General features: G+C 50.5%; 13 protein-coding genes. 7 read left to right on the forward strand and 6 right to left on the reverse strand.

The window, feature by feature from the left end; all coding sequences use genetic code 11:
* From AB7C91_RS03650 to AB7C91_RS03660, 3 genes are all read left to right on the forward strand, one after another.
* On the forward strand, positions 1 to 820 hold an 820-nt coding region (locus AB7C91_RS03650), incomplete at its 5' end, for a hypothetical protein (protein WP_428589299.1).
* A complete protein-coding gene (locus tag AB7C91_RS03655) occupies positions 817 to 1,614 on the forward strand; it encodes an inositol monophosphatase family protein (protein WP_332446973.1) in 798 nt (265 codons plus the stop codon). The genes AB7C91_RS03650 and AB7C91_RS03655, both read left to right, overlap by 4 nt.
* Entirely contained in the window at positions 1,611 to 2,255 is a 645-nt protein-coding gene (locus AB7C91_RS03660; RefSeq protein ID WP_332446974.1) for an HAD hydrolase-like protein, read from the forward strand. The genes AB7C91_RS03655 and AB7C91_RS03660 overlap by 4 nt, the downstream gene beginning before the upstream one ends.
* Here AB7C91_RS03660 and AB7C91_RS03665 read toward each other — a convergent pair.
* On the reverse strand, positions 2,242 to 2,772 hold the full coding sequence (locus tag AB7C91_RS03665) for a flavodoxin family protein (RefSeq protein WP_428589303.1): 531 nt from the start codon (positions 2,770 to 2,772) through the stop codon (positions 2,242 to 2,244). The two genes, AB7C91_RS03660 and AB7C91_RS03665, sit on opposite strands and share 14 nt — an antisense overlap.
* Positions 2,773 to 2,854: 82 nt before the next feature.
* Here AB7C91_RS03665 and AB7C91_RS03670 point away from each other — a divergent pair, with 82 nt between their 5' ends.
* Genes AB7C91_RS03670 through AB7C91_RS03685 form a run of 4 tightly spaced genes read left to right on the forward strand, consistent with a single transcriptional unit; the run spans position 2,855 to position 6,584 of the window.
* Positions 2,855 to 3,250, forward strand: coding sequence for a RidA family protein (locus AB7C91_RS03670; protein WP_332446976.1), 396 nt, complete (start codon positions 2,855 to 2,857; stop codon positions 3,248 to 3,250).
* 14 nt (positions 3,251 to 3,264) lie between these two features.
* Positions 3,265 to 4,377 (forward strand): glycine cleavage system aminomethyltransferase GcvT, encoded by a 1,113-nt coding sequence (gcvT, locus tag AB7C91_RS03675; RefSeq protein WP_332446977.1) that lies wholly within the window; start codon positions 3,265 to 3,267, stop codon positions 4,375 to 4,377.
* A 2-nt stretch (positions 4,378 to 4,379) separates the two neighbouring features.
* The gene (locus tag AB7C91_RS03680; protein WP_428589307.1) at positions 4,380 to 5,693 is read left to right on the forward strand and encodes a hypothetical protein; all 1,314 of its coding nucleotides are present in this window, start codon (positions 4,380 to 4,382) and stop codon (positions 5,691 to 5,693) included.
* Positions 5,694 to 5,696: 3 nt separating this feature from the next.
* Positions 5,697 to 6,584 carry a hypothetical protein gene (locus tag AB7C91_RS03685; protein ID WP_428589310.1) on the forward strand — a complete coding sequence of 296 codons (888 nt, stop codon included), beginning with the start codon at positions 5,697 to 5,699 and terminating at the stop codon, positions 6,582 to 6,584.
* On the opposite strand, the gene ybaK is transcribed toward AB7C91_RS03685, so the two are convergent.
* The 5 genes from ybaK to AB7C91_RS03710 all read right to left on the reverse strand — a co-directional run bounded on the left by ybaK (position 6,581) and on the right by AB7C91_RS03710 (position 11,906).
* Complete coding sequence (gene ybaK, locus AB7C91_RS03690) at positions 6,581 to 7,048, reverse strand: Cys-tRNA(Pro) deacylase (protein ID WP_332446980.1); 468 nt, start codon at positions 7,046 to 7,048, stop codon at positions 6,581 to 6,583. The genes AB7C91_RS03685 and ybaK overlap by 4 nt on opposite strands.
* Positions 7,049 to 7,135: 87 nt before the next feature.
* Positions 7,136 to 8,107, reverse strand: a complete 972-nt coding sequence (locus AB7C91_RS03695) for an ABC transporter permease (protein ID WP_332446981.1) — start codon at positions 8,105 to 8,107, stop codon at positions 7,136 to 7,138.
* A complete protein-coding gene (locus AB7C91_RS03700) occupies positions 8,104 to 9,168 on the reverse strand; it encodes an ABC transporter permease (protein WP_332446982.1) in 1,065 nt (354 codons plus the stop codon). Before AB7C91_RS03700 ends, AB7C91_RS03695 begins: the two co-directional genes overlap by 4 nt.
* A complete protein-coding gene (locus tag AB7C91_RS03705; protein ID WP_428589314.1) occupies positions 9,165 to 10,706 on the reverse strand; it encodes an ABC transporter ATP-binding protein in 1,542 nt (513 codons plus the stop codon). The genes AB7C91_RS03700 and AB7C91_RS03705 overlap by 4 nt, the downstream gene beginning before the upstream one ends.
* 99 nt (positions 10,707 to 10,805) lie before the next feature.
* Positions 10,806 to 11,906 carry a BMP family ABC transporter substrate-binding protein gene (locus AB7C91_RS03710; RefSeq protein WP_332446984.1) on the reverse strand — a complete coding sequence of 367 codons (1,101 nt, stop codon included), beginning with the start codon at positions 11,904 to 11,906 and terminating at the stop codon, positions 10,806 to 10,808.
* Positions 11,907 to 12,113: the final 207 nt, after the last annotated feature.

Here is a 12,113-nt window from a genome sequence, read left to right on the forward strand (position 1 = left end):
GCAAGAGGTTCCCGTAGAGCAAGAGGTTCCCGTAGAGCAAGAGGTTCCCGTAGAGCAAGAGGTTCCCGTAGAGCAAGAGGTTCCCGTAGAGCAAGAGGTTCCCGTAGAGCAAGAGGTTCCCGTAGAGCAAGAGGTTCCCGTAGAGGAGAAGCCGTTCCATCCTGATATCAGGTTGGCGATGCCTCCGAAGCAAGAGGAGAAGGAAAAGCCCCTTCCGATTCCGCTTGACGATCCACTGGAGGATCCCGGTTGTTGCAGCCGTCCCCGGTTCATCCTTGCAGATACCGTCGCAAAAACTGGAGCAAATACTCCACAGACGGTTGAAAAGGAAAGTATTACTCCACCTGTCATCCAGTTGCAGGAAATGGAAAGTTCCTTCGATGGCAGTCTACCTTCCACAATCAAGGAGATTCTCGGAAAGCTTAAAGATAATACTGCAAATGTATTCTTTGAGTTCTGTAAAACAGCTGAATCGCAGATGTTGATGGGTACCTCTTCTCTGATTGAACAGGCCCGTCAAGCACAAATGGCAGACAACAAAGACAAGATGTTCACGATTCCTGGCATCGATCTTACTGTTGTTCTGATGGCAGGCAAAGGGGATATGCTCCGTGCTTGGGATAGGAAGAACAATATTGGTGCAATCATGTATGCTCAAGGCAAGCAGGTGTGGAATGCACTGTATCTGGGATACACCCCTTCCGGAAGTCTCTACCATGCAGAGGAAAAAGCCATTCGTGCGGACGAATTCTCTTCCTCCGATTGGAAATATGTCATAAATCTGGGTGAACGCATTTTGGAGAGAAAACGCATACGATGATTATACCCGACCTCATTGCAAGCCATCTTGACGTGGCCCTGCAAGCTGCGAAGCTTGCAGGCTCTTACGTGCTTGATGCTGGATCAGCGGATGAAATTGCAGTACACAGCAAGAAAGAGAATGATTTTGTCACCGAAGCCGACAAAGCCTGTGAGCAATTGATCATCTCGCATATCAAAAAACTTTTTCCACTGGATGCAATCTTTGGGGAAGAAACCGGCAATAGTGGTGATGAGACCAACGGCCGGTGGATCATTGATCCGATCGATGGAACTACCAATTTTTTCCGATCCGTACCCAATTATACGATCAGCATTGCATGGGAACTTGAGCCGTATCACCCTCTGGTAGGCGTGGTGTTCAACCCGCGCCAAAGCGAGCTCTTCTGGGCAAGTGACGGCCGGGGAGCTTTCTTGAATGGGAAACCGATCACCGTTTCCTCTGTTGTCGACGTATCCAGGGCGCTGTTGGTATGTGTGCCTCCGCATAGAAGGCATGAGTTGGTCGATGATTATTTCGAAAAAGCAAAGAACCTGTTTCTCGCTGCCAGCGATTTCCGTTCCTTCGGTTCCTGTGCACTGGAACTCGCTTACATTGCATGCGGAAGACTGGACGGGTATTACGAACTGTGTCTGGGGTACTACGATATGGCAGCAGGTACCATATTGGTCAGAGAAGCAGGAGGAGTCGTCGAACCTGCGGATTCACGATATCCTTTTGTGGACAGCAGGTGTGACGTAGTCGCCTCGAATGGGTTGATTCATACGCAAATATTGCATATGGTGCAGGAATGAAATTCAAACTTGCCATTTTTGACCTTGATGGAACCCTGATGAATACGTCTCCCGGAATTTTTGCCACTGCCAATGTGGCCGTGCAGCAACTCGGCTTGCCCCCGGAAAACAATCCCCAACAACTGAGCAAATTCATCGGTCCTCCCATCAATCAATGTTTCATCAATGTATATAATCTTGATCCCTCGCTCATTGAACAGGCCGTCGAGCTCTATCGGAAAGAATATGATGAACGGGGAAGATTCAACGCCTTTGCTTATCCCGGTATGAAGGAAACCCTGCAAAGCCTCAAGGATCGGGGATATCTCTTGGCGGTCGGGACACTCAAGCTGGAACCCTTGGCCAATCAGATGATGGAACATTTTGGATTTGCACATTTCTTCGACTCCATCAGAGGAGCTGATTCCGCATCCCGCCTTTCCAAAGCGGACATCATCAAAAACGTGTTGCAGGATCTCACGGTCCCAGCCGACCAAGCGGTGTTGATCGGCGATACCGTACATGACCAAGTGGGAGCCCAGCAAGCCGGGGTGAGTTTCATTGCAGTGGATTATGGATTTGGTTTTCCCAAAGGACAGCAGAAGGAAGATTCCATGCTGGCCATTGCGAGAAGCACCGAAGAATTGCTTACTCTGCTTTGAACAGTGCTTTTGCAGACTCCAAAGCTTGACTATTTTCGCCGGCAGGGTTGTCATTCCCGGCGCAAACGGGTAGATACCCGGCAAATTCCATACCGGTGTAGCTGCAGATCGCCTCACATTGTTCCTTGATCAAGCGATATTGCACGCCATCAAGTGTATCTTCACCGGTGGCTATGACATACAAACGCTTCCCTGTAAAATCCGCTGGCTCCAGCTGGTACAACCGGTCGATGAATAGTTTCAATTGTGCCGAAACCCCCCACCAATAAACCGGAGTGGCAAAGCAGATGCTGCTGCTCGCCTTGAATTGCACAACCAAATCGTTCATTGCATCAGTGATCAGGCATCGGTGATGTTCCTTGCACCATTTGCACGCCCTGCAAGGTTCAAGTTTGGTATTTCTAAGGTACACTTCCTGTATGGCACCGTGCATTTGAGCCTCTTGCATGAATGCATGGGCCAATGTGGTGCTGTTGCTGCTTTTGCGGGGACTTGCATAAATGATCATGGTCTGCATGACGATACGATACAACCTCCCGATACACCTTGCAAGAGTATCTGCCAAAGGGTATCTTATTCATAGGAGGAAATGATTCATTATGATGTTTCAATTAAAAAAGACACAAGTCGATACAGACAAGGCCCCAAAGGCCATCGGTCCCTATAGTCAGGCTGTCATCGCAGGTCCGTTCGTATTCACCAGCGGACAAATTCCGGTGGACCCGAAGACCAATGAACTGGTGGGTGGCGATGCCGCCAACCAGGCGAAACAGGTATTTGAAAATTTGAAGGCGGTATTGGCTGAAGCCGGCACCGATCTTTCCAAAGTGGTTAAAGCCACTGTATTCCTCAAAAACATGGATGACTTTGCCCAGGTCAACCAAGTGTATGCTTCCTATTTTGGAGAAGGCATTCTTCCTGCTCGATCCGCCGTCCAAGTGGCCAAGCTTCCCAAGGATGTGGCAGTCGAGATTGAGATGATTGCACTCGCATAATAGGGGGACGGGAAATGAAACGCACACCATTGTATGAACGGTACAGCACCTACCCGGGAGTCAAACTCATTGATTTCGGAGGTTGGGAACTGCCGGTACAATTCGAAACGGGTATTCTTGGTGAACATGAGGCTGTCCGCACAAAAGCCGGCCTGTTCGATGTGTCCCATATGGGTGAATGTCTGGTCAGCGGGGAGGAGGCAGACCGGTATCTCGATTACCTTTGTACCAACAGTATTGCCGACATGCAGGTGGGCCAATGCCGGTACACCATGATGTGCTATCCGAACGGGACGGTGGTGGATGACTTGCTCATCTATCGCCGGACCGAATCCTCCTTTCTGGTGGTCATGAATGCTTCCAACATCGAAAAGGATTTGGCGTGGATCAAAACCGACAATCCTCACGCCGGTGTCTGTCCACAGGTTGTCGACCTCTCCGATGCGACCGTACAACTGGCACTCCAAGGTCCGTTGGCTGTGCAGATTCTCGAACAATTCATCAGTGATTGCGATGCGATCAAAAGCTTTACCTTCAGAAGCCAATGTGAGATCGGGGAAGTCATGGCCTTGGTAAGTCGAACCGGGTATACCGGTGAGGATGGATTTGAACTCTACTGTGCCGCCGATGATGGTCCGCTCTTGTGGGACACCCTCTTGGAAGCGGGAAAACCATTCGGCCTGATCCCTTGCGGACTGGGAAGTCGGGATACCTTGCGCATGGAGGCAAAACTCCCACTGTACGGTCATGAGATCAGCGATACGATTACACCACTGGAAGCCAATCTTGGGGTGTTTGTGAAACTGGATAAACAAGACTTCTGCGGTAAGGAAGCCTTGCTTGCACAACAGGAGCATGGCGTTCCTCGGACATTACGAGGAATAGAAATGCTTGACAAAGCGGTGCCCCGCAATGCATATCGTGTGTTTCTCGGAGATACCGATATCGGATATGTGACCAGTGGAAATAAGAGTCCTACCCTTGGTATTTTCTGTGCCTACGTTATGATCGAGCGCAGGGAAGACCTGAAATTCGGTTCCCTTGTGGAAGTTGAGATCCATGGACAGCGTAAGCGTGCAAAATTGGTGAGGACTCCGTTCTACAAACGAGGGATGAAAAGCGAATAACCTTGAAACTGAGAATACAGAACCATGCTCCGGAAGGGTTTATTGCGCTGGATAATTCAGCATTGATTTATCCTCCTACCGAAGCACTCTATAATGCGAACACCTTTCGTATCTCCCTTGATCTGAGACAAACGATCAAGAAGGAGATACTTGAACTTGCCGTGCATGACATGCTGGAGCGTTGTTCCTATGCAAAAGTGAGTCTGCATACAGGATTCTTCTGGTATTATCTTTCTCCGAATGAAGAAAGTATTGTCGTGCATGAGGAGGGTGCATATCCGAGCGGACGGTTTTCATTCAAGGAAAACCACGGTTACCTCTTCAAGGTGCTGTACAGCGACCATCGCATCGCCATCGAGTGTTTCCATGCACTGACCGATGGAAGCGGCGCGCTCGCCTACCTGAAGCTGCTGGTGGAACGATATTGTCAGCTTGACGGAATCGGGGAATTCCAATTTCCCGGTGGCTTGATATTTTCCCGTCGACCGGGCAACCAGGAGTTCAGCGACCCATTCCAGCACCTTTACGACAAAACACTTCCCTCGTATCCTTCGATCAGCAAAGCCTATCACCGGAAAGGAAACGGCACCTATGACGACCGGGTCAAAGTGGTGAGTGCAAGCATACAGACCAGTCAGATCAAGGAACGGGCGAAAGCGCGCGGGGTGACAATCGGGGAATACCTATCCAGTGTATATATCTATGTCTTGGAACAGTTGCAGATAGAGGAAATACCCCAGCGGAAACGCCGTAAGCCGATCCGTTTGTCCGTGCCCATGAATCTTCGTCGAATCTTCGGGTATGATACGATGCGTAATTTCACTTTGTTCGCCGTCATCGGCATCGAGCCCGCCTTGGGGTTCTCTACCTTCGAGGAGGTAGTTAAGGAAGTGCATCTACAGATGGCAATGGCCCAGGATACCAAACGATTGCTCAGCCAAATCCATCGGAATGTCGGGGGAGAGCGGAATCCGTTGATTCGATTCGCCCCCAATGCTCTGAAGAATCCCCTGTTCAAGCTGCTTTCCGATTATCTGGGCGATGATCAATATTCAGGAGTCATCTCCAACCTGGGGCAAATAGCACTCCCACAATGCTTGGAAGATTCCGTATTGCGTATGGATTTCCATTTGAGCCCGGGGCTGATGAACAAGGTTGCCGCCGCGGTAATAGGGTATCGTGATACGATCGTGGTCAATTTCACCAGCTTCCTCAACACCGACACCGAATTGGAACGTCGGTTTTGCACTCACTTGGTTGAGGATGGCATTTCGGTTTCCCTGTCGACCAACCGTAAACCGGACAGGGAGGAGTAACGTATGGCGTATTGCGTGCGATGTGGTGTCAAACTGGAAGAAGGCGCCGACGTCTGTCCTTTGTGTGGAACTGAAGTACTGTTGCCTTCCAAAATGAGCGAGCAGAAGGCTCCCCCTTTGTTCCCAAAACCGCTTCCCAACAGGGGAAGCAAAGGCTTGGATAAAACAAGGAAAGGGATAGTGGAATTGATTATCACCCTTTCCATCGTCAGTGAATTGACCGTCTTTCTCTCTCTCTGGTTGTCAGGGAATCTGGGAGCATCATTCATTCCCTTGTTCTGCATCGCCATGGCGACCATTGCATTGTGCCTTGGGTTGCTGGCCAGCCATTCCTTCAGCCGACAGGCAAGTTTGCAAGGTGCGGTACTGGCAATTCTGGTATTGGGGCTGGATCTTGCGGATTTTGTTCTTTCCTGGTCCTTGATAGTCCTTCCGAGTCTGGGCTTGTTTTGGATGGTGGTGGTATATCCAAGCACCAAATATTGGAGAAAGAAGGGAAACCGTGCATGGGCATGGTTGATCCTTTCTCCTTACCTGTATTTGGCCTTCCTGAATTGGGTGCTTGCGGGTAATTTCACCTGGTTTGTTCCGGTTGCACTTCCTGCTGTAACGTGCTTGTTTGCTACCAGCGCACTCATGCTGGTATGGTTCAGCAATCGGAAAAACAAACGGATACCCCTCGCCGATCTGGTGCTGGCATTTCTTGTGGTGGTATTCCTATCCTGTACGGCGTTCGACCTGAGCCTTACTCATTATCAGATAGGGTACTTCGCCCTGCGTTGGTCCACCAGCTTGTTGGTCGCCGGTTTGGTGATTCTCTTGTTCTTGGTCAGCGTGAGTATTTCCAGACGCCTGAGGCGGTACTTCACCAGTCATACCAAACACCGTTAGGTGAAATCGGCAAAGATTGCATTAGCTGATCGCACAAGATCATCGGGTTTGATCTTCAGTTGCAGACCCCGCTGTCCTGCACTGACATAGATATATGGCTCCAGTTGGGCGACTTCCTCGATGAAAGTGGGGAAGTGCTTCTTCATTCCGAGCGGTGAGCAGCCTCCTCGGATATATCCGGTAAGGTTCTGGAGCTGATCCAACTTGATCAAGTCCAGATCCTTGCTCCCTGTCAATTCCCTGGCTTTTTTCGTGCTTATGGAGAAGTCGGCGGGCAGGCAGAATACGAAAACCCGACGCTCGCTGTCCTGCATTACGATAGTTTTATATACCTGTTGGGGTGCCAGACCGGCCATCTGGCTCGCGTGTACTGCATCAAGATGGTCCTCATCCCACGCATAGCTGATCACATCGTAGGGAATTTGCAGACTTTCGAGGATACGCATGGCATTGGTTTTCTTCATACAGGCATCCTAAAACTTTCCCCGCGAGCATGCAAGGCCAAGAAAAGGGGCCCCATAGGCCCCTGATGTAATCCCTTGTATGGATCGTTACTTGTCATCGATGGCAAATGCAGTACCCAAGGCTGCCGGGGAAGCAAACGATCCCTTTTTCTTCTGGTTGATGATCGTCATGCCGGTCAAGACAAGCAAGGTGATCAGATAGGGGGAGAACCCCAGGAACTGGGCGGGGATGACCATCTTCAAACCAGCTGCCTGCAAACTGAATTGGAGGCTGGTGATCCCACCGAACACCAATGTCCCGATCACTACGCGGCCTGGGTTCCATGTGGAAAAAATGACCAACGCGATGACGATCCATCCCTTGCCTCCGGTCATACCCTCATTCCAGCTGGGAATGAAGCTCAGAGAGAGACAGGCACCGCCGAGGCCGGCGAACAAGCCGCCGATGACGGTATACAAATACCGGATCTTGGTGACGGAAATACCCATGGCTGCCGCAGTTTTCGGGTTCTCGCCGACTGCCCTAACCACCATGCCGTGCTTGGTCCGGTACATGAAGAACCAAGCGAACGGGACCAAAAGGTAGAGTGCATAGGTAAGCAGGCTGACATTGAACAGGGCTCCGATGATCGGGATCTGGCTCAAGCCGGGGATGGCAATGTTGCTGAATTTCGAAGTGATGTTCATGCCGGTCAGGTTGTAACCGTTGGAAGCAGGACCGAGACGTTGCCCGAGAAAGTTCGCCAAACCGGTTCCGAACATGGTGATGGCAAGGCCGGCGACCACTTGGTTCGCCCGCATGGTAATACAGAGAAAGGCATGTACCAAGGAAAGCAAGGCTCCAACCAACATGGCCATTATCAGGCCGAACAAAAGGTTCCCTGTGTTGAAAGTGGTGGCAAATCCTGCAAGTGCCCCCATGAGCATCGTTCCTTCCATTCCAAGATTCAGGATGCCGGTCTTTTCCGTGTAGACCTCCCCGAGCGTTGCATAGGTCAGTGAAGTGCCCATAGCCAAGGTTGCTGCCAATAGACGGGTGAAAAAGTCAAGTAAGTTCATGCGGTAGCCTCCTTATGCTTGCTGCGGACGATCAGCTTGTATTCGGTGAATACGCTTCCCGCCAAGAGGGGAAGGAGAATCAAGCCTTGCATGACTTCTCCCATGGCCGAAGGCAGTTTCATGATCTGCAGGGCATCGGATCCTGTTTCCAAGGCCGCCATGATCATGGCCACCAAGATGGAAACGAAGGGATTGAGCCCACTCATCCAGGCGATGATGATGCCGGTGAATCCATATCCTGAGTTGACACCCTTGGTCAATTGGTGGGTGACCGCCGCCGAGTCGATGACTCCAGCCAGTCCTGCGATTCCTCCACTGAGCAGCATGGCAAGGATGATGTTTCGCTTGATGGACACACCTTGGCATTGGGCTGCGCGTTGGTTTTTGCCGATCATATTCAGCTCGAAACCCCAACGGGTCTTGTAGAGCACAAAGTATAATATCACGACGAGAACAAGTGCGATGTAAACACCGCTGTGCACGCGTCCCCAGATTCTCGGCAACCATGCGGATTCCGGATAGAGTACCGTTCCCATGTTCCCACGGGGGGCTTTCCATGCATTGATGTACAGATACTCGGCATAGCCGATGATGATGTAGTTCATCATCAGGGTGGTCAAAGTTTCGTCAACGCTCCATTGGGCTTTCAACAGACCGGGGATGCCTCCCCAGATTGCTCCGAATAGGATGCCTACGATCATACCGACGGGAAGCAGCAATGCTTCTGGCAGGAAGGTCCAGAATTGCATGACCCAGGTAATGCCTATGACCCCGCTGATATACTGGCCTTCAGCACCGATGTTCCAGAATTTCAACCGAAACGCAATACCAACGGCAAGTCCGCATAGCAGAAGCGGAATCGCTTTTGCTATGGTGTACTGCAGTTTCATCTGACTTCCAAACGCACCTTTGATCATGGCTGCATACGTTTTGATGGGGTCTGCTTGAGAAATTCCCAAGACAATGGCTCCCAGAACGAAAGAGACCAGTAAGCTGAAGATTGGCACGAGCACCGTCATCTTCTTGGAACGAAAGTCCCGTTTTTCCAAGGCGAATCTCATGCTTCCTCCCTCCGTACCCCAGCCATCAGCATACCTAATTGTTCGGTGGTTGCACATTGTGCATCAACAATATCCATGATCCTTCCTTCAAACATGACGGCAATCCGATCAGCGACCATCAACAGTTCCTCCAGCTCTTCACTGACCAAAAGTACGGCGCTTCCCTGATCGCGTTGCTTGATCAAATTTTGCCGTACTGCCTCCGTAGCACCTACATCCAACCCGCGGGACGGATATACTGCGATCAGGATCCCTTTACAGCTGTCGATTTCCCGGGCCAGAATCGTTTTTTGGATATTGCCTCCACTGAGGAATTTTACCGAAGTATCCTGGCTCGGAGTCTTGATGGTGAATGCCTCGATCAGATGGTCGGCGAACTTCCGGACCCAGCTTCGCTTGATGATGCTGTGACTGGAAAGTTCGTCGGTCCTGTATTTCTTCATGGAAAGATTGTCGCCGACGCTCATATCACCAACCACTCCCATCCGACCTCGGTCCGCAGGGATGTGGCTGACTCCGCGCTTGATGATCTGCAGCGGGGTTTTGTTGGTCATATCCTCTCCATTGAGCAGGATATGACCACTGTTGACGCGCAAAAGGCCGGTCAAAGCCTCGGTCAACTGTTGCTGGCCGTTGCCTGCCACCCCTGCTATACCAAGAATTTCCCCACTATGGATGGTAAACGATACGTTGTCGAGGATCGGTTTTTCTCCACTCTGGGGGAAAATGACCAAATCCTTTGCCTCGACTTTGATATCACCGGGTTTGTACGGTCCTCGATCAAGCGAGAAGAGGATGTCCCGGCCCACCATCATGTTGGCAAGATCCTGCACGCGCTTGATGGATTTTGTCGGGCAACTGGAAACACTCTTGCCTCTTCGCAATACCTGGACGGTATGGCTGAATTCCATAACCTCATCCATCTTGTGGGTGATGAAGATGGCACTTTTCCCCTCTGCAAGCATTTTTTTGAGGATTTCGTTCAGATCTCGGGATTCACCGGGCGTCAGGACAGCCGTCGGTTCATCCAGGATAAGGATGTCAGCCCCGCGATAGAGGAGCTTGAGGATCTCAACCCGTTGCTGTTCGCCGACCGAAAGGTCCTGGATGATTTTATCCGGATAGACCTGAAGACCATATCGTTTGCTTAGTTCCGTAATTTTCTCTTTGATTTCAGCCATGGGAGGAATGAGAGGCAAGTCCCGCATCCCAAGGATGATGTTCTCAGCAACACTCATATTGCCGACCAGCATGAATTCCTGGTGGATCATGCCGATGCCCAGCCCCATGGAATCCTGGGGGCTGTTGATTTCAGCCAGTTTCCCTTTTACATAGATTTCACCGCTGTCCGGGCGGTACAGCCCTACCAGCATGTTCATCAAGGTACTCTTGCCGGCTCCATTCTCACCGAGCAAGGCGAGAACCTCCCCACGATGCAAGGTCAAATTCACTTGGTCATTTGCAAGTACTCCAGGAAAGTGTTTGGTGATGTTGACCATTCGCACGACGGGAGTATCGTCGGTATTTGTTACGCTCATGTTCTGTCCGCTTAGGTATCCCCGGAAAACGGGAATTGATTTGCCAGGAATGAAGTAGAGGCGGGCAGTTGCCCGCCCCTATCCAATAGGATCAAGTGACTATTTGACTTTACCGATGACGCCTTCCACGAACCAATCCATGGTCAGCATTGCCTCATCGCTCATTTTCTCGCCGGCTTTCTGACGAACAGCGCCGGTGTTGTCTTTGATCTCTCCCCAGAACACATCCCACTTCTTGTCATGGATGTCTGCCTGTTTTGCCTCGACCTGTTTGACGAAATCAGCAGGTACCAACGGAGAAATCGGGGAAAGGTGGATCATATCGTCCTCAAGACCGCCCCAATAGCTCTGGCTCTTCCATGTTCCATCCAGAACACTCTGGACTGCAGGAATCATGTAGTTGCCCCAGTTCCACATCGGAGATACCAAAATGTGGTCGTCGCCGATCATGCCGCGGAAGTCTGCATTGTAGCCGATTGCGTACTTGCCGCGTTCAATGGCTGCCTTGGCAGGTTCGGTGGTGTCCTGATGCTGGGCGATGACATCACAACCCTGGTCGAGCAAGGCGATGGCGCCTTGTCTTTCCAAGGAAGGATCGAACCACGTGTTGGTCCATACGACGGTTACCGTCGCCTTGGGGTTGATGGAACGAGCACCCAAGGTAAAGGCGTTGATGCCACGCACCACTTCAGGAGTGTTGTACGCGCCGACATACCCAAGCTTGCCGGAAGTGGACATCTTGGCAGCAATCATGCCGGAGAGATAGCGCATCTGATACATCCTTCCGAAGTAGTTGGACATATTGGGATTGGAGAGGTATCCAGAGCAATGTTCGAAATACACATTGGGATACCGCTTGGCAACATTGAGCATGTACTGCTGATAGTTGTAGGAGTTTGCGAAGATGATCTTGCATCCTTCGTCGATGAGGTTCTCCATAACCCGCTCGCTGCTCTCATTCTCAGGAATTCCTTCCATCCTGATGACTTGAATCTTGTCACCAAAGTGCTTTTCCATGGCAATGGTACCTTGGTCATGCATGTAGGAATAGCCCATGTCACCCGGGGGGCTGATGTAGATGACGCCAACTTTCAATGGCTCATCAGCCTTGGCCGAACCGGCGGTTTCCTTGGTCCCCTGCGCAAAGGCAAAGGAAGAAACCATCAGCACGATCAACAGTAGAACAAGACCTTTTTTCATGATTCTCTCCTTAAAAAAAGATTGCGTGATGACGTTGATAGTACTCGAAGAACCTCAACAATTTCAAATTATACGAGACGATTTGTCAGCTGTCAAAACAATATTGATAAACAATTAGATAGGTATTGCTCAAAGTTTGCTTAAAAAAAATTAGAAAACTTAAGAATCGAGATAAAAATCTAATATTTACCTCAAAATACAACAATT

Origin of the sequence: Sphaerochaeta sp. (assembly GCF_050256055.1) — a bacterium.
In the GTDB taxonomy this organism is placed as follows: domain Bacteria; phylum Spirochaetota; class Spirochaetia; order Sphaerochaetales; family Sphaerochaetaceae; genus Sphaerochaeta.

Bases quoted from the DNA above. Each gene is read 5' to 3' on its own strand.
- AB7C91_RS03655 (WP_332446973.1), top strand. From the start codon at position 817: ATGATTATACCCGACCTCATTGCAAGCCATCTTGACGTGGCCCTGCAA.
- AB7C91_RS03660 (WP_332446974.1), top strand. From the start codon at position 1,611: ATGAAATTCAAACTTGCCATTTTTGACCTTGATGGAACCCTGATGAAT.
- AB7C91_RS03665 (WP_428589303.1), bottom strand. From the start codon at position 2,772: ATGCAGACCATGATCATTTATGCAAGTCCCCGCAAAAGCAGCAACAGC.
- AB7C91_RS03670 (WP_332446976.1), top strand. From the start codon at position 2,855: ATGATGTTTCAATTAAAAAAGACACAAGTCGATACAGACAAGGCCCCA.
- gcvT (WP_332446977.1), top strand. From the start codon at position 3,265: ATGAAACGCACACCATTGTATGAACGGTACAGCACCTACCCGGGAGTC.
- AB7C91_RS03685 (WP_428589310.1), top strand. From the start codon at position 5,697: ATGGCGTATTGCGTGCGATGTGGTGTCAAACTGGAAGAAGGCGCCGAC.
- ybaK (WP_332446980.1), bottom strand. From the start codon at position 7,048: ATGAAGAAAACCAATGCCATGCGTATCCTCGAAAGTCTGCAAATTCCC.
- AB7C91_RS03695 (WP_332446981.1), bottom strand. From the start codon at position 8,107: ATGAACTTACTTGACTTTTTCACCCGTCTATTGGCAGCAACCTTGGCT.
- AB7C91_RS03700 (WP_332446982.1), bottom strand. From the start codon at position 9,168: ATGAGATTCGCCTTGGAAAAACGGGACTTTCGTTCCAAGAAGATGACG.
- AB7C91_RS03705 (WP_428589314.1), bottom strand. From the start codon at position 10,706: ATGAGCGTAACAAATACCGACGATACTCCCGTCGTGCGAATGGTCAAC.
- AB7C91_RS03710 (WP_332446984.1), bottom strand. From the start codon at position 11,906: ATGAAAAAAGGTCTTGTTCTACTGTTGATCGTGCTGATGGTTTCTTCC.